At 70.4% G+C, this 15,583-nt stretch carries 18 protein-coding genes; 3 read left to right on the top strand and 15 right to left on the bottom strand.

Annotated features, from left to right (window positions below):
* Positions 1-413: 413 nt before the first annotated feature.
* The 13 genes from KAK03_RS04145 to KAK03_RS04085 all read right to left on the bottom strand — a co-directional run bounded on the left by KAK03_RS04145 (position 414) and on the right by KAK03_RS04085 (position 11,381).
* Complete coding sequence (locus KAK03_RS04145; RefSeq protein ID WP_310738469.1) at positions 414-1,865, bottom strand: DegQ family serine endoprotease; 1,452 nt, start codon at positions 1,863-1,865, stop codon at positions 414-416.
* A 66-nt stretch (positions 1,866-1,931) separates the two neighbouring features.
* Positions 1,932-2,951, bottom strand: a complete 1,020-nt coding sequence (locus KAK03_RS04140; RefSeq protein ID WP_247660926.1) for a MucB/RseB family sigma factor regulatory protein — start codon at positions 2,949-2,951, stop codon at positions 1,932-1,934.
* Positions 2,952-2,964: 13 nt separating this feature from the next.
* On the bottom strand, positions 2,965-3,600 hold the full coding sequence (locus KAK03_RS04135; protein ID WP_210851919.1) for a sigma-E factor negative regulatory protein: 636 nt from the start codon (positions 3,598-3,600) through the stop codon (positions 2,965-2,967).
* Between the two features lie 31 nt (positions 3,601-3,631).
* A complete protein-coding gene (rpoE, locus tag KAK03_RS04130; protein WP_210851918.1) occupies positions 3,632-4,243 on the bottom strand; it encodes an RNA polymerase sigma factor RpoE in 612 nt (203 codons plus the stop codon).
* Positions 4,240-4,752, bottom strand: coding sequence for a hypothetical protein (locus KAK03_RS04125; RefSeq protein ID WP_210851917.1), 513 nt, complete (start codon positions 4,750-4,752; stop codon positions 4,240-4,242). The genes rpoE and KAK03_RS04125 overlap by 4 nt, the downstream gene beginning before the upstream one ends.
* Positions 4,753-4,783: 31 nt before the next feature.
* The gene (gene fabF, locus KAK03_RS04120) at positions 4,784-6,028 is read right to left on the bottom strand and encodes a beta-ketoacyl-ACP synthase II (RefSeq protein WP_210851916.1); all 1,245 of its coding nucleotides are present in this window, start codon (positions 6,026-6,028) and stop codon (positions 4,784-4,786) included.
* A gap of 65 nt (positions 6,029-6,093) precedes the next feature.
* The gene (acpP, locus tag KAK03_RS04115; protein ID WP_210800882.1) at positions 6,094-6,333 is read right to left on the bottom strand and encodes an acyl carrier protein; all 240 of its coding nucleotides are present in this window, start codon (positions 6,331-6,333) and stop codon (positions 6,094-6,096) included.
* A 72-nt stretch (positions 6,334-6,405) separates the two neighbouring features.
* A complete protein-coding gene (gene fabG, locus KAK03_RS04110; protein ID WP_210851915.1) occupies positions 6,406-7,149 on the bottom strand; it encodes a 3-oxoacyl-ACP reductase FabG in 744 nt (247 codons plus the stop codon).
* 21 nt (positions 7,150-7,170) lie between these two features.
* A complete protein-coding gene (fabD, locus tag KAK03_RS04105; protein WP_210851914.1) occupies positions 7,171-8,112 on the bottom strand; it encodes an ACP S-malonyltransferase in 942 nt (313 codons plus the stop codon).
* Between the two features lie 47 nt (positions 8,113-8,159).
* Positions 8,160-9,143, bottom strand: coding sequence for a beta-ketoacyl-ACP synthase III (locus KAK03_RS04100; RefSeq protein WP_210851913.1), 984 nt, complete (start codon positions 9,141-9,143; stop codon positions 8,160-8,162).
* A gap of 21 nt (positions 9,144-9,164) precedes the next feature.
* On the bottom strand, positions 9,165-10,190 hold the full coding sequence (gene plsX, locus KAK03_RS04095) for a phosphate acyltransferase PlsX (RefSeq protein WP_247660944.1): 1,026 nt from the start codon (positions 10,188-10,190) through the stop codon (positions 9,165-9,167).
* 225 nt (positions 10,191-10,415) lie between these two features.
* On the bottom strand, positions 10,416-10,598 hold the full coding sequence (rpmF, locus tag KAK03_RS04090; protein WP_210800878.1) for a 50S ribosomal protein L32: 183 nt from the start codon (positions 10,596-10,598) through the stop codon (positions 10,416-10,418).
* A gap of 225 nt (positions 10,599-10,823) precedes the next feature.
* Positions 10,824-11,381 carry a YceD family protein gene (locus tag KAK03_RS04085; protein WP_210851912.1) on the bottom strand — a complete coding sequence of 186 codons (558 nt, stop codon included), beginning with the start codon at positions 11,379-11,381 and terminating at the stop codon, positions 10,824-10,826.
* 35 nt (positions 11,382-11,416) lie between these two features.
* Here KAK03_RS04085 and KAK03_RS04080 point away from each other — a divergent pair, with 35 nt between their 5' ends.
* Both KAK03_RS04080 and KAK03_RS04075 read left to right on the top strand, forming a co-directional pair.
* The gene (locus tag KAK03_RS04080; protein WP_310738467.1) at positions 11,417-12,016 is read left to right on the top strand and encodes a Maf family nucleotide pyrophosphatase; all 600 of its coding nucleotides are present in this window, start codon (positions 11,417-11,419) and stop codon (positions 12,014-12,016) included.
* Positions 12,013-12,774 carry an SAM-dependent methyltransferase gene (locus tag KAK03_RS04075; protein ID WP_210851911.1) on the top strand — a complete coding sequence of 254 codons (762 nt, stop codon included), beginning with the start codon at positions 12,013-12,015 and terminating at the stop codon, positions 12,772-12,774. The genes KAK03_RS04080 and KAK03_RS04075 overlap by 4 nt, the downstream gene beginning before the upstream one ends.
* Here KAK03_RS04075 and KAK03_RS04070 read toward each other — a convergent pair whose 3' ends face one another.
* Positions 12,775-13,098 carry a VanZ family protein gene (locus KAK03_RS04070; RefSeq protein WP_210851910.1) on the bottom strand — a complete coding sequence of 108 codons (324 nt, stop codon included), beginning with the start codon at positions 13,096-13,098 and terminating at the stop codon, positions 12,775-12,777.
* A 5-nt stretch (positions 13,099-13,103) separates the two neighbouring features.
* Positions 13,104-14,576 carry a DEAD/DEAH box helicase gene (locus KAK03_RS04065; RefSeq protein ID WP_210851909.1) on the bottom strand — a complete coding sequence of 491 codons (1,473 nt, stop codon included), beginning with the start codon at positions 14,574-14,576 and terminating at the stop codon, positions 13,104-13,106.
* Between the two features lie 103 nt (positions 14,577-14,679).
* Here KAK03_RS04065 and rfbA point away from each other — a divergent pair, with 103 nt between their 5' ends.
* Positions 14,680-15,567, top strand: coding sequence for a glucose-1-phosphate thymidylyltransferase RfbA (gene rfbA / locus KAK03_RS04060; protein ID WP_210851908.1), 888 nt, complete (start codon positions 14,680-14,682; stop codon positions 15,565-15,567).
* Positions 15,568-15,583: the final 16 nt, after the last annotated feature.

The following is a 15,583-nucleotide window of genomic DNA, read 5'->3' as shown; positions in this document are numbered from 1 at the left end:
GCACGTCCAAGGTGAGACGCGCCTTCCAACAAAACGTATGGCAACTGCTTGTTGGGCCTTCATTGTAGCCAAAAGGCCCCCGCCGCAAGCCGCGAATTTGTTCGCCCAGGCGTCGTTGCAGGTCGCCAACAGCGTATTTATCCACAGCTTATGCACATTGCCCGGATGCCGGGCGATCGCAGCGTGACGGACCGTGGGCTATTGCGAAACAAGCGCCTAAATAGCGTCGAAACGGGCCCTATTGTAGCGCTCGGCAGCGTCAATGCCGGGAGCTTCAAAAGTCAGCGAATACTCACTATTGACACCCATGACCGGACTCGCAGGGCGGGCATCCCGCCAAGTGAAAAGACCCAGGCTTCCACTTGGGTGATGACCGCCGGCTTCGCGGGCCGCGGCGGCGGCCCGCGCACCGATCACTTGGTGGGCCGGATCACGTAGTAGCTGACCCAGTCGCCACGGCGGGCCAGCACCGAGACCGCCTTGTTCTTGTCCAGCTTGGCCACCAGGGCGGTGAACTGCTTGGCGTCGGTGATGTCCGCGTTGTCGATCTGCAGCAGCACATCACCCTCGCGCAGACCGGCCCGCGCTGCCGCGCCGTCGACCGACTCGACCTTGACGCCGCCCTTGATCTTCAGCTCCTTGCGCGCGGCCTCGCCCAGGTCGCTGACCGTCAGGCCCAGGGCCGACTTCACCGGCGACGAGGCCGGCTCGGCCGGGGCCTTGCTGGTCTTGTTGTCGGGCTCCAGCTCGGCCACGGTGACCACCAGGTCCTTGGCCGTGCCGCGGCGGAACACGGTGATCGGCAGCTTGGTGCCCGGCTTGGTGCCGCCGATGATGCGCGGCAGATCAACCGAGCGCTCGACCGGCTTGCCGTCGACCTTGGTGATGATGTCGCCCGCCTCGACGCCCGCCTTCTCGGCCGGCGTGCCGGGCTCGACACCCTGCACCAGCGCGCCCTGGTTCTTGCCCAGGCCCAGCGACTCGGCCACGTCCTTGCTCACCGGCGCAATGCGCACGCCGATGCGGCCCCGCACCACGCGGCCATTGCTGCGCAGCTGGTCGGCCACGCGCATCGCCTCGTCGATGGGAATGGCGAACGAGATGCCGGCGTAGCCGCCCGAGGGGCTGTAGATCTGGGAGTTGATGCCCACCACCTCGCCGCGCATGTTCAGCAGCGGACCGCCGGAGTTGCCGGGGTTGATCGCCACGTCGGTCTGGATGAAGGGCAGGTAGTCGCCGGTGTCGCGCTGCTTGGCGCTGACGATGCCGGCGGTCACGGTGTTCTCCAGGTTGAAGGGCGAGCCGATCGCCATCACCCACTCGCCCACCTTCAGCCGGCTGACGTCGCCGATCTTCACCGCGGGCAGGCCGTTGGCCTCGATCTTGACCACGGCCACGTCGGTGCGCGCGTCAGCGCCGATCAGCTTGGCCTTGAACTCGCGCTTGTCGGTGAGCGTGACGATCAGTTCGTCGGCGCCGTCCACCACATGGGCGTTGGTCATGATCAGGCCGTCGGCCGTCAGGATGAAGCCCGAGCCCACGCCGCGGCGCTGCGGCGCGTCGTCCTCGTTGCCCCGCGGCGAGCGGCCGTTGGGCACCGGGATGCCGAAGCGGCGCAGGAACTCCTCCATGCCGGGATCGAGCTGCTGCGAGCCGCGGTTGCCGATCTTGGCTTTCTCGCTGGTGCGGATGTTGACCACCGACGGACTGGTCTGCTCGACCAGCTCGGTGAAATCGGGCCCCGGGCGCACCTGGGCAGGCACCTCGGGTGCGTACACCGCCAGCGTGGCGGCGCACAGCAGCGCCGCGGCCGACAGCGTACGGCGCACGCGCGGCAGGGGCGAGGCGAGGGACATCGTCGACATCAGAACTCCTTGAACATCACAGTGGGCAGACCAGGGAAGGTCGGCAAGGCGGTCGGGCGGCCAAGGTCAGGGCCGTCGCCGGACCAGGGCCTCGCCGAAGCGCTGGAGCGTCTCGGCCGGCACGTCGCCGACCAGAGTGATCCAGTAGGTGTCACGGCGCAGGGTCAGGGTGCTGGTGGCACCGACCGGAGCGCTGGCCCGGGGTTGGTGTCGCTCGGGCTGAAGAGGTTCAATGAACACCGACACATGGGTCAGGCCGTCACCGTAGATGGCCTGCAGCACGACCGGTGCGTTCGGCTCATTGGCGGGCCCCAGCACGCGGCGCACGCAATGCAGTTCGCGAAAGCCGGCCGGCAGCGCACCCAGTTGCCAGCCTTCGGCCTCCAGGCGCACCGGCAGCGCGGTGGCCTTGGCGACGCGGTAGTTGTCGAGCTGGCGCAGCGGTGCCTGCAGCGCATCGATCTGCGGCCGCACGCCCAGCGCCACCTCGGTGAATCCGACCGACTCCAGCACCTGGCCGCCGGGGGCCAGGATCTCGGCGCGCAGCAGCAGACCGCTGTTCAGCTCGGACCACAGGCGCTGGCTGTAGCGCAGCGGATCGCGGGCGCGCATCAGCACGACCTCGGCGTCCAGCCCGGCGACGCGGTCGCGGCCGATGCGTCGCCATTCGTAGGACTCCAGCACCTGCCGCACGCCGGCGGCAAAGACCGCCGGAAAGGCGCTGCGGGCGTCGCGCGCTTCGACCACGGCCAGGCGAGAGCGCGGCCACAGCGTGTGCTGGACCTCGTTGACGCGGATCATCAGGCGGCTCTCACCGTCCAGCCACTCGATGCGTTCGGCCTGCTGGTTCCCGTCGCTGTAATGCACCAGCCGCGAGGCGCTGGACAGGCCATTGACGCTGACCACCAGCGTGCCCTGGTAGTTGCGGTGGGCCGCGGCCTCCTGGCTGCGGCCCACCCAGGCCCGCGCATCATGCGGCGCCTCAGGGGCGGGCGGCCAGGCCGGCTGGGCCCAGGCGAGGCCGGACGTCAGGCACGGGCCAAGGACGGCCAGACAGAGCTGACGGCGGGGACGCTTCGGTGACATCGGCAGCGCGTGCTCAGCGGGCCGGCACCACGACCTGGCGGACACCGTCCTCCGGGCTCAGTGCCACCGTGGCGCCGCGCGAGCGCAGCCGGTGTTCTTCCAGGTAGCGGTCCAGCAGCGGATCGCGCAGCAGCACATCGCTGCCCGCCGGGGCAACCGCAGCGACGTTGCGCGGCGCAGCGGTGGTCGAGACGGGCTGAACGCCCTGGTCCACCTGGGCCATCTGGGCGGGCGCCATCGACTCCGGCGCGCCGGGCCGCATCATGACCGCCACGCCAACCACGGTCATCACGCCAGCGGCCATGGCCATCGGGGCACTCAGGCGTCGCCAGGTGCGCACCGCCGAGCGCGACACCACGGCCCGGGCGTCGGGCTTCGGCGCCAGCACCACCGGCTCCTGGGCCAGACGCTGCTGGAAGCGCGCCAGGAAGGCGGCGTCATGGCCTGCGCTGCGTGGACACAGGTCGTCGGATCGCAGCACATCACCGATCAGGGTGTAGGCATGCCAGCGCTGCCGGGCCTGGGGTGCGTCGTCGCGCCAGGCCTGCAGGGCGGCGTCGAGTTCGGGCCCCCGGGCTTCCCCGTCGCACAGCGCGGAGAGGCGCTGCGGCAGGGAGTCACCGGCATCGGTCTGGACTTGCGGCTTCATCGACTTCCACCTTCCACTTCTAGCAGTCCGGTCACCAGCGTTCGCCGTCGCGCGTGTCGAGCAGCGGCCGCAGGCGTTCGGCGATGGCCTCGCGCGCACGGAAGATGCGCGAGCGGACGGTGCCGATCGGACAGTTCATCACTTCGGATATCTCTTCGTAGCTCAAACCTTCGATCTCGCGCAGCGTGATCGCCTGGCGCAGGTCCTCAGACAGCGATTCGATCGCCGCGTTCACCGTGGCGGCAATCTCCTTGCTGGCCAGCAGGGCATCGGGCGTGGCCATGTCGGTTGGTTCCACCTGGCGGCCGGAAGTTTCCTCCTCGTCGACCGGTGCCAACGCCGATTCGGTCACGATCGGGTCGCGTTTGAGCTCCAGCAGGGTTTTCTTGGCCGTGTTGACCGCGATCCGGTAGAGCCAGGTGTAGAAGGCGCTCTCGCCGCGGAACTGCGGCAGCGCCCGGTAGGCACGGATGAAGGTCTCCTGGGCAATGTCCTCGACCAGGTCGGTGTCGCGCACCATCCGGGCGATCAGACGCTCGATCCGGCGCTGGTACTTGACGACCAGCATCTCGAAAGCCCGGGTATCCCCTCGTTTGACCCGGTCGACCAGGGCGGCGTCGGCGTCCGCCTGTTCGGCGCTCACGCCAGCGGTCCCTCCGCCGGGGCGGCGGTCTGGCGCAGGGCCACCCGCAGCGGGTGCCAGGCGCTGCCCTGGCTGGAGCGGGCCACCGGCAACCAGACGCGGCGCCGGCGTCGGCCGTCGGCGGGCTCGGACTCCCAGCGCAGCAGCATGGCATCGCCGACGTCGATCACGGTATCAACCTGTCCGGGTTCACCCTCATCGGAGGCGCGCACCTGCCATTGGCCCGGCAGGGTGCAGCGCCATTCGGTACCTGTCCAGCGCAGCTGAGCCGGGTGGTGGCGGGCATGCCACAGCGCCGTGACAGCCGCCGTCAGCACCCCCAGCCCCCCCAGGCCGACCAGCAGCCAGGTGCTGAGCGGACCGTCCAGGCCGGGCAGGCCCTCGGCGTCGATGTGCCAGGCCAGCGTGCCGGCCCAGGCCAGTGCGGCCAGGCCCCACAGCAGCCACGCCGCGATCCACCAGCCGCCCCGCAGGTCGGCCTGGATCTCGATCGTGGGGGCAGCGCGCATCGTCAGTGGTGGGCCCCGGTGCGTGGCGGTCTCAGATCCGGCCGAAGACCAACGTGCCGTTGGTGCCGCCGAAGCCGAAGTTGTTCTTCACCGCCAGGTCGATCTTCATCTCGCGCGCGGTGTTGGCGCAGTAGTCCAGGTCGCACTCCGGGTCCTGGTTGAAGATGTTGATCGTCGGTGGCGAGATCTGGTGGTGCAGCGCCAGGATCGTGAAGACCGACTCCACGCCGCCCGCGCCGCCCAGCAGGTGGCCGGTCATCGACTTGGTGGAGTTGACGACCAGCTTCTTCGCGTGGTCGCCGAAGGCCAGCTTGATCGCGTTGGTCTCGTTGAGGTCGCCCAGCGGGGTGGAGGTGCCGTGCGCGTTGAGGTACTGCACCTGGTCGGCGTTGATGCCGGCATTGCGCAGCGCCGCCTTCATCGAGCGCTTGGGACCATCCACGTTGGGTGCGGTCATGTGGTACGCGTCCGCGCCCATGCCGAAACCGCGCAGCTCGGCGTAGATCTTGGCGCCGCGCTTCTTCGCGTGTTCGTACTCTTCCAGCACGACCACGCCGGCGCCCTCGCCCAGCACGAAGCCGTCGCGGTCCTTGTCCCAGGGGCGGGAGGCGGTCTCGGGCGATTCGTTGCGGGTGGACAGCGCGCGTGCCGCGGCAAAGCCGCCGACGCCCAGCATCGACACGGTGGCCTCCGAGCCGCCGGCAATCATCACGTCGACGTCGCCGTACTCGATCATGCGGCCGGCCTCACCGATGCAGTGCAGACCGGTGGTGCAGGCGGTGACCACGGCCAGGTTGGGGCCGGTGAAACCGAAGCGGATCGAGACGTGGCCGCTGATCATGTTGATGATCGAGGCGGGCACGAAGAACGGCGAGATCCGGCGCGGACCGCGCTCCACCACGGTGCGCGTGGTGGCCTCGATCTCGGGCAGGCCGCCGATGCCCGAACCGATCATGCAGCCGATGCGCTCGGCCGTCTCCTCGGTGAGGGCGTCATTGGTGGGCAGGCCCGCATCCTGCACGGCCTGGATGGCCGCAGCCATGCCGTAGTGGATGAAGCTGTCCATCGCCTTGGCTTCCTTGCCGGGGATGTAGTCCTCGACCTTGAAGCCCTTGACCTCGCCCGCGAACTGGCACGAGATGCCGGATGCGTCGAACTTGGTGATGGGGGCGATGCCCGGGCGGCCGGCGATCAGGTTCGCCCAGCCTTCGGTGACGGTGTTGCCGACCGGGCTGATCAGCCCGAGACCGGTCACGACGACGCGACGACGAGTCATGCGTTCTTCACTTCGTTGTCAGTTCGGGCGCTCGGGTCAGGGCGCGCCCGAGCGACGCAGGCCGCTCAGGCCTTGGCGTGGTTCTTGGCGTAGTCGATCGCCAGCTGCACGGTGGTGATCTTCTCGGCTTCTTCGTCCGGGATCTCGATGCCGAACTCGTCTTCGAGGGCCATCACCAGCTCGACGGTGTCCAGCGAGTCGGCGCCGAGATCGGCGACGAAGGCCTTCTCGTTGCTGACGTCGGTTTCGGGAACGCCCAGTTGTTCGGCAATGATCTTCTTGACGCGTGCTTCGATATCGCTCATGACTCCTCCAGGAGGTTGGTGCAAAACGGCCCGGATTCTACCCGGGGTGATGGTGGGACCCGCCTGCGGGTTTCAGCCCATGAACATGCCGCCGTTGACGTGCATTTCAGTGCCGGTGATGTAGCCGGCCTCGGGCGAGGCCAGGAAGGCCACGGCGTGGGCGATCTCTTCGGGTTGGCCCAGCCGCTGTAGCGGGATCTGTGCCAGCAGCGCGGCCTTCTGGGCCTCGGGCAGTTCGCCGGTCATGTCGGTGGCGATGAAGCCCGGCGCGACGCAATTGACGGTGATGCCCCGGCTGCCCAGTTCGCGCGCCAGCGCGCGGGTCATGCCGGCCACGCCGGCCTTGGCGGCGGCGTAATTGGCCTGGCCCGGGTTGCCCGAGGCGCCCACCACCGAGGTGATGCTGATGATGCGGCCATAGCGCTGCTTCATCATCGGGCGCACCACGGCGCGGGCGAGCCGGAACACCGCCTTCAGGTTGGTGTCCAGGACGGCGTCCCAGTCCTCGTCCTTCATGCGCATCGCCAGCGTGTCGCGGGTGATGCCGGCGTTGTTGACCAGCACCTGCAGCGCGCCGTGTTCCTTGACGATGGCGTCGACCAGGGCTTCGGAAGCGGCCGCATCGTTGACGTCGAGCTTGACGCCGCGGCCGCCCTGGGCGGCCAGCGCCTCGGTGATGCCGGCGGCGCCGGACTCCGTGGTGGCGGTGCCGATGACGGTGAAGCCCTTGGCAGCCAGCGTGGCGGCGATCGAGCGGCCGATGCCGCGCGAAGCGCCGGTGACCAGGGCCACCTGGCGCGAAGTGGTGTCGCTCATGTTCGGGGAAGCTCCTGCAGTTCAGCCCAGCAGCGCGCGGGCCTCGGCCAGCGAGGCCGGATCGAGGACGGTGGCGCTGGCGGCCTCGGCATCAATGCGCTTGACCATGCCGGCCAGCACCTTGCCCGGGCCGCATTCGAGGATGGCGCCCACGCCGCGCGCACGCAGCGCCTGCACCACCTCGACCCAGCGCACCGGGCCGAAGGCCTGGCGGTACAGCGCATCGCGGATGGCGTCGGGGTCGGACACCACGGCAACGTCGATGTTGTTGACCACCGGGATCTGCGGCGCGGCCAGCGTGACCGCGGCCAGATGGGTCTTCAGGCGCTCGGCGGCCGGCTTCATCAGGCTGGAGTGGAACGGCGCCGACACCGCCAGCGGCAGCGCACGCTTGGCACCCTTGGCCTTCAGCACCTCGCAGGCCTTGTCGACACCGGCCTTGGTGCCGGCGATCACGGTCTGCTTGGGGTCGTTGAAGTTGGCGGCCTCGACCACCTCGCCGCTGGCGGAAGCCGCCTCGGCGCAGCCCTCGCGCACCGCCTGGGCGTCCAGGCCCAGGATCGCGGCCATCGCGCCCACGCCCACCGGCACGGCCTCCTGCATGGCCTGGGCGCGCAGGCGCACCAGCGGCAGCGCGTCAGACAGCGTCAGCACGCCCGCGGCCACCAGCGCGCTGTACTCGCCCAGCGAATGGCCAGCCACCGCCGCCGGCGGCAGGCCGGTCTCGGCCAGCCAGGCCCGGTAGCAGGCGATGCCAGCGGTCAGCATCACCGGCTGGGTGTTGGCAGTCAGGTCCAGCTGCTCCTTCGGGCCGTTCTTGATCAGGGCGCCGATGTCCTCGTTCAGCGCGGCCGAGGCCTCGGCCAGCGTGGCGGCCACGGCCGGGTGGTCACCCCAGGCGTCGAGCATGCCCACGGTCTGCGAGCCCTGGCCGGGGAAGACGAATGCGAATGCGGTGCTCATGGCGGATCTCTTGGAGGGGTCTTTCGGGCGAGCGGGCAGCGGGCCGCTCAGAGCTCAAGCAGCACGGCACCCCAGGTGAAGCCGCCGCCCACGCCTTCAAGCAGCACGGTCTGGCCCTTCTTGACCTGGCCGCTGCGCACACCGTGGTCCAAGGCCAGCGGGATCGAGGCGGCCGAGGTGTTGCCGTGCTCGTGCACGGTCACCACCACGCGCTCGGCCGGCAGCTTCAGCTTGCGGGCGGTGCCCTGCATGATGCGGATGTTGGCCTGGTGGGGCACCAGCCAGTCGATGTCGGCGGGCGTGCGGCCGGCTGCCTCCAGGGCCTCGCGGGCGACCTCGTCGAGCACGCCCACGGCCAGCTTGAACACCGCCTGACCGTCCATCTTCAGCAGCGGATCACCCAGCACCTGGCCGCCGCTGACGGTGCCGGGCACCTGCAGGATCTCGCGGTGCTTGCCGTCGGCGTGCAGCTTGCAGGCCAGCAGTCCGGTCTCGCTGGAGGACTCCAGCACCACCGCGCCGGCGCCATCGCCGAACAGCACGCAGGTGGTGCGGTCGTTGAAATCCAGGATGCGCGAGAAGACCTCGGCACCGATCACCAGCGCGCAGTTGGCGGCGCCGGTGCGGATCATTGCGTCGGCCACCGTCAACGCATAGACGAAGCCCGAGCACACCGCCTGCACGTCGAAGGCCGGGCAGCCGGCGATGCCCAGCTTGTGCTGGACGATGGTGGCGGTGGACGGAAAAACCATGTCCGGGGTGGACGTGGCGACGATGATCAGGTCCACGTCTTCCGGCAGCCGGCCGGCGGCCTCCAGCGCGTGCCGGGCCGCGGTCACGCCCAGGTCGCTGGACGACTGATCAGCGGCGGCGAAGTGGCGCGCCCGGATGCCGGTGCGCTCGACGATCCAGTCGTCGGAGGTCTCCAGACCACGCGTGGCCAGCTCGGCGGCCAGTTCGGCATTGGTGACGCGGCGGGTCGGCAGGCAGCTGCCGGTGCCGGTGATGCGGGCGTAGCGTTGCGTGTCCACGCGGTGTTGTCGCAAAGGGGGTCAGGCGGCGGCGTCGGCCGGCGTGGCCGGCATCGCCTCGAGGGTTTCGACGATGCGGTCGTGCACCTGGTCGAGCAAACGGTTGCGAGCCGCATCATAAGCGCGCGCCAGCGCGTTGCCGAAGGCCATCGCGTCGGCCGAGCCGTGGCTCTTGAAGACCAGGCCGCGCAGACCCAGCAGCGCCGCGCCGTTGTAGCCGCGCGGATCGACGCGCTTCTTGAAGCGGCCCAGCACCGGCAGCGCGGCCAGCGCGATCAGCTTGGTCCACCAGGTGCGGGTGAACTCTTCCTTGATGAACTGCGCCAGCGCGTGGGCCAGACCTTCGGAGGTCTTGAGCGCGACGTTGCCGACGAAGCCGTCGCAGACGACCAAGTCCACCGTGCCGGTGAAGATGTCGTTGCCTTCAACGTTGCCGATGTAGTGGATGTGGCCGTCGGCGCCGGCGGCGCGCAGCAGCTCACCAGCGCGCTTGATGACCTCGGAGCCCTTGATGACCTCGGCGCCGATGTTGAGCAGGCCCACGGTGGGATCGGGCTTGCCGTCGATCGCGGCCACCAGGGCGCTGCCCATGACGGCAAACTGCAGCAGGTGCTCGGGCGTGCAATCGACGTTGGCGCCCAGGTCCAGCATCGTGGTGAAGGCGCCCTTCTCATTGGGCAGCACCGAGGCGATGGCCGGGCGGTCGATGCCGTCCAGGGTCTTCAGCAGGTAGCGCGCCAGCGCCATCAGCGCGCCGGTGTTGCCGGCCGACACGCAGGCATCGGCACGCACCACGCCGGCCTCGTCGGCCTTGAGCTGGGAGATCGCCACGCGCATCGACGAGTCGCGCTTGCGGCGCAGCGCCACCTCGACCGGGTCGTCCATCGCCACCACCTCGGTGGCTTCGACCAGCGTGCAGCGGCTCCAGCTGGCGGCTTCCTGCAGGGCGTCGGCCTGGCCGACAAGCAGCAGCTCGGCGTGGGGGTGCGAGTCGAGGAAGGCGCGGCAGGCCGGCAGCGTGACCGACGGGCCGTGATCACCGCCCATGCAGTCGACGGCGAGGCGCACGCGCTCAAGCGGCTGGAAGTTCAGGCGATGGGTCACGGGCGGAGCGGAGCCGTCAGTGCGCGCGCGAACGCGCCCAGGCCGTGGCGGCACAGGCGCAATGCAGCGGGCGATGAGGGCAGGACCGGGGCGACGAACGCGCCAGCCGGTCCGGGTTCAGGGCGGCGAGGCTCGGCATGGGATGCCGACCCGGCAGCATGCTCAGGATCAGGCCTCGGCCTTGCCCTTCAGGACCTTGCGGCCGCGGTAGAAGCCGGTCGGGCTGATGTGGTGGCGCAGATGCACTTCACCGGTGGTCGGCTCGATCGCGGTGCCCGGGTTGGTCAGCGCGTTGTGCGAGCGGTGCATGCCGCGCTTCGAGGGCGACTTCTTGTTCTGCTGGACGGCCATGGAACTCTCCTGGGTGCGCCTGGACCCACCGGCGCCGGGTTGCGGCGCACTGGCAGGACTCGCGCGTGCGGCTCAATGCGGCTCAAGACACCGGGTTGCCCCGGCCGGCCGCCGTGAATGTTGGAAAAAGGGTGGTCTTCCGGACCCCATCGGCCCTGCTGCGGCCATACCACAGCAGCACCCCTGAGTCGGGAAAGCCCGAAAGTATAGCATGCGGGCCGGCCGCTAGCCAGTGCCGCGCCCGCCCTGGCCCTTCAGCGCCGCCAGCACCGCGAACGGGTTGGGACGTTCTTCCTCGGGTTCGTCGTCGCCGGCCAGCGGCAGCGGCTGCGGGCAGTCGGCGTGGCGCGGGACCAGCGGCAGGGCCAGCAGCAGTTCGTCCTCGACCAGTTCCCGCAGGTCCAGCGCGCGCTCCAGCGACAGCACGTCGTCTTCCAGCTCGGCATCGAGCGCCGCCGCCTGATGCTCGTCGGCGACAAAGCGCAGCGCCCGGTCCAGCGCCACGGTCTCTTCCACCGGCCCCAGGCAGCGCTGGCAGCACAGCGCCAGGCGCACGTCGGCCTTGAGCTGCAGCCAGACCTCGGCCGTGCCGTCGGGCAGCGGACGCAGCTCGCCCCGGGCCTGCCAGTGCACGACGGCGTCGGCCGAGGCCTCGGGCATCGCCGACTCGGCCAGGCGCGGCAGCGTCTGAAGCGGCCAGTCGCCAGCCAGCTCGCCGTGGTCGCCGGCAAAGGCGGCCATGTCCAGCTTCAGGGGGTCGTGTGACCTCGACTTCGGTTTCATGCCGCCAGTGTACGGGCCGATGGGAGAATTCCGCGATGACCGCCCTGCCCCCGCTGATCCTGGGCTCGACCTCGCGCTACCGGCGCGAGCTGCTTGAGCGCCTGCGCCTGCCCTTCACGGCCGATGCCCCGCGCGTCGACGAAACCCCGCTGCCCGGCGAGGCCCCGGCCGCGCTGGCCACCCGGCTGGCGCTGGCCAAGGCCCGCGAGGTGGCGTCGCGCCATCCGGGGGCGCTGGTGATCGGCTCCGACCAGGTGGCCGATGTCGATGGCGAGGCGATCGGCAAGCCCGGCACGCACGAGCGCGCCGTGGCCCAGCTGCGCCGCATGAGCGGCCGCGCGGTGGTCTTCCAGACCGCGGTGGCGGTGGTCCGACCCGATACCGGCTTCGAGCAGGTCGAGCGCGTGCCCGTCACCGTGCGCTTTCGCGACCTGGACGATGACGAGATCGAGCGCTACCTGCGCCTGGAGCAGCCCTACGACTGCGCCGGCAGCGCCAAGTGCGAGACGCTGGGCATCGCGCTGCTGTCGGCGATCGAGTCCGACGACCCGACCGCCCTGGTCGGCCTGCCGCTGATCCGCACCAGCGCCCTGCTGCGCGCCGCCGGGCTCGACCCGGTGCGCCAGGCCCGATGAGCGGGGCCGGCCGCCTGGTGCTGGTGCCCAGCACGCTGGACCTGGGCGCCACCCCCACCCCGATCACCGAGGTCCTGAGCCAGGGCGCGATCGCCCGGGCGGCCGGCATCGGCCACTGGGTGGTCGAGAACGCCAAGGCGGCGCGCAGCTTCCTGAAGCGGGTGGGCGAGGTGGTGCCGCTGGCGCAGCCGCTGCAGAGCCTGGCCATCACCGAGCTGCCCCGCCCGCGCAAGGGCGCGCCCGCCGACGACACCGACGCCCGCGCCTGGGAACAGCTGCTGGCGCCAGCGCTGGCTGGCCAGGCCCTGGGCCTGCTGTCGGATGCCGGTCTGCCGGCCGTGGCCGACCCGGGCGCGCGCCTGGTGGCCGCGGCCCATGCGCGCGGCGTGGCGGTGGAGGTGCTGGCCGGCGCGTCCTCGCTGACGCTGGCGCTGGCGGCCAGCGGCCTCAATGGCCAGCGCTTCGCCTTCGAAGGCTACCTGCCGCAGGACGCCGGCGAGCGTGCGCGCCGCGTGAAGGCGCTGGAGCAGCGCTCGCGCCAGGAAGGCCAGACCCAGCTGGTGATCGAAACGCCCTACCGCAACCAGGCGCTGGCCGACGCGCTGCTGGCCACGCTGCAGCCCGGCACGCGGCTGTCGCTGGCCTGCGGGCTCACCTCGCCGGGGGGCTTCTGCGCCACCCGCACGGTGGCCGACTGGCGGCGCCAGCCACCGGTGCTGCCCGACACGCTGCCGGCCGTGTTTCTCTGGCTGGCCTGATCAGCGCCAACGGGTCCAGACCGCGCCCAGCGCCAGTCCCACCGCGTCGGCCGCCACATCGGCCAGCGACGGCTCGCGGTCCGGGGTCAGCGACTGCAGGACCTCGATCAGCCCGCCAAAGACCAGCAGGCCGAGCGCCAGGCGCCAGCCACGGCCGCCGGCGCGGTAGCCCACCAGCCAGAGCGCGGCAAACGCCGCGGCATGGCGCAGCTTGTCGGCATGGTCAAACCAGTCCGGGCCGCCCGGGTTGGGGCGCAGCGCCAGCCACAGGATGACGAGCAGCGCGCTGGCGAACAGCGCACGCCAGGTGCCGGTGCGCCGCACGCCGATCAGGCTTTGCCGCCGCCCAGCAGCGAGGCCACCTTGCGCTTGGCGCGGATGTTGGGCGACACGCGGGCCGCCGCCGCCGGGGTCGGGGCCGCGGCCTTTTCCTTTTCCCAGGCGGCCGGTTCGGCGCGGTCGGAGGCCTCGTAGGGCTTGTCGAAGAAGGGGTCGCGCGACGCGCTGGGCGCCGGGCGGCGCGGCGCCGGCTCGGCGCTGCGGCGCTCGGCCGGGGCGTCCTCGTCCTCGCGGCGGCGCGGCGGGCGGCGCGGACGCTCGTCCTCCAGCTCGATGGCTTCCAGGTCGATCTTCTTCTTGATCAGCTTCTCGATGTCCGACACCAGCCGGCTGTCGTCGCGCGTGACCAGCGTGATCGCCACGCCCGAGGCGCCGGCACGGCCGGTGCGGCCGATGCGGTGCACGTAGTCCTCGGCGTTGAAGGGCACGTCGAAGTTGAAGACCGCGGGCAGGTCGGCGATATCCAGGCCACGGGCCGCCACGTCGGTGGCCACCAGCAGGTCGACCTCGCCGGCCTTGAAGGCGGCCAGCGACTTCAGGCGCTCATCCTGGCTCTTGTCGCCGTGCAGCGCGGCGGTGCGCAGGCCGTCACGCTCGAAGGAGCGGGCCAGCCGGGCTGCGCCCAGCTTGGAATTGACGAAGACGATGGCCTGCTTCAGGTCGCGCTGACGCAGTTGCTGGCGCACCACCGCGCGCTTGTCGTCATCCGAGACGCTGTAGAAGCGCTGCTCCACGGTGGAGGCGGTGGCATTGGGCCGCGCCACCTCGACCAGCACCGGGTCATGCAGGTAGCTGTTGGCCAGCTTCTTGATCTCGGGGCTGAAGGTGGCCGAGAACAGCAGGGTCTGGCGGTTGCCCTTGGGCAGATAGCTGAGGATGCGCTGCAGATCGGGCAGGAAGCCGATGTCGAGCATGCGGTCGGCCTCGTCGAGCACCACGTACTCGACCTGGTTGAGCACGCAGTTCTTGGCCTCGATGTGGTCAAGCAGCCGGCCCGGGGTGGCGATCAGGATCTCGACGCCGCGCTTCAGTTCGGCCGTCTGCGGCTTCATGTCGACGCCGCCAAAGACCACCGCGGCGCGCAGGCCGGTGTGCTTGCAGTAGGCCTTGACGTTGTTGGCCACCTGGTCGGCCAGCTCGCGGGTGGGCGCCAGCACCAGCGCGCGCACCGGATGCCGGGCGGGCGAGGCGCTGGTGTTCTCGTGCCGCATCATCTTCTGCAGCAGCGGGATCGAGAAGGCCGCGGTCTTGCCGGTGCCGGTCTGGGCGGCGCCCATCACGTCGCGGCCGGACAGCACGATGGGGATGGCCTTGGCCTGGATCGGCGTCATCGTCGCGTAGCCCTGGTCGTCGACGGCGCGCAGCAGCTTGGCGTCCAGCGGCAGGGTGTCGAAACGGGCGGGGGGCGCGGACTCGGTCGGGGTCGCGGGGCTGGCCTGGTCGGCCTGAGATTCAGGGTTCATGTCCCCCAATTATCGCCGCTTGGCCGGATCGTGCGTGTTTACACTGGCTTGACGCCCCACTTCCCGGGCGCCCAGCCACCGCATCCAGACGGGAGTTGTCGACGTGTCTACCCCTCGCAAGGGCATCATCCTGGCCGGCGGCTCCGGCACCCGGCTGCACCCGGCCACGCTGGCGATCAGCAAGCAACTGATCCCGGTGTACGACAAACCGATGGTGTATTACCCGCTGTCCGCGCTGCTGCTGGCCGGCATCCGCGAGATCCTTCTGATCAGCACGCCACAGGACACGCCGCGCTTCCAGCAGCTGCTGGGCGACGGCAGCGCCTGGGGCCTGTCGCTGCAGTACGCGGTGCAGCCCAGCCCGGACGGCCTGGCCCAGGCTTTCCTGATCGGCGAACACTTCCTGGGCGATGCCCGCAGCGCACTGGTGCTGGGCGACAACATCTTCTTCGGCCACGACCTGGGTCGCCGGGTCGAGGCCGCAGCGCGCCAGGAACGCGGCGCCACAGTCTTCGCCTACCCGGTGACCGACCCCGAACGCTACGGCGTGGTCGAGTTCGACCGCGACGGCCGCGCCGTGAGCCTGGAGGAAAAGCCGCGCCAGCCGCGCAGCCGATTCGCCGTGACCGGCCTGTACTTCTATGACACCCAGGTGGTCGAGCGCGCCAAGGCGCTGCGGCCCAGCGCCCGCGGCGAGCTGGAGATCACCGACCTCAACCGCGTCTACCTGGAGGCGGGCGAGCTGGATGTGCAGCGCTTCGGCCGTGGCGACGCCTGGCTGGACACCGGCACCCACGACAGCCTGCTGGAGGCCAGCGCCTTCGTGCAGACGCTGGAGAAGCGCCAGGGCCTGAAGGTCTGCTGCCCCGAGGAGATCTGCTGGCGCCAGGGCTGGATCAGCGACGCCCAGCTGGAAGCGCTGGCCGCCCCGCTGGCCAAGAGCGGCTACGGACAATACCTGCAGCAGATCATCAAGGAACGCGTCTACTGACGCCCCAGCCCATCCC

It is taken from the genome of Ideonella alba (assembly GCF_018069845.1).
Taxonomy (GTDB): domain Bacteria; phylum Pseudomonadota; class Gammaproteobacteria; order Burkholderiales; family Burkholderiaceae_C; genus Ideonella; species Ideonella alba.
The sequence above is the reverse complement of the archived record's forward strand: the minus strand, read 5'-3'. Positions and strand labels throughout refer to the sequence as shown.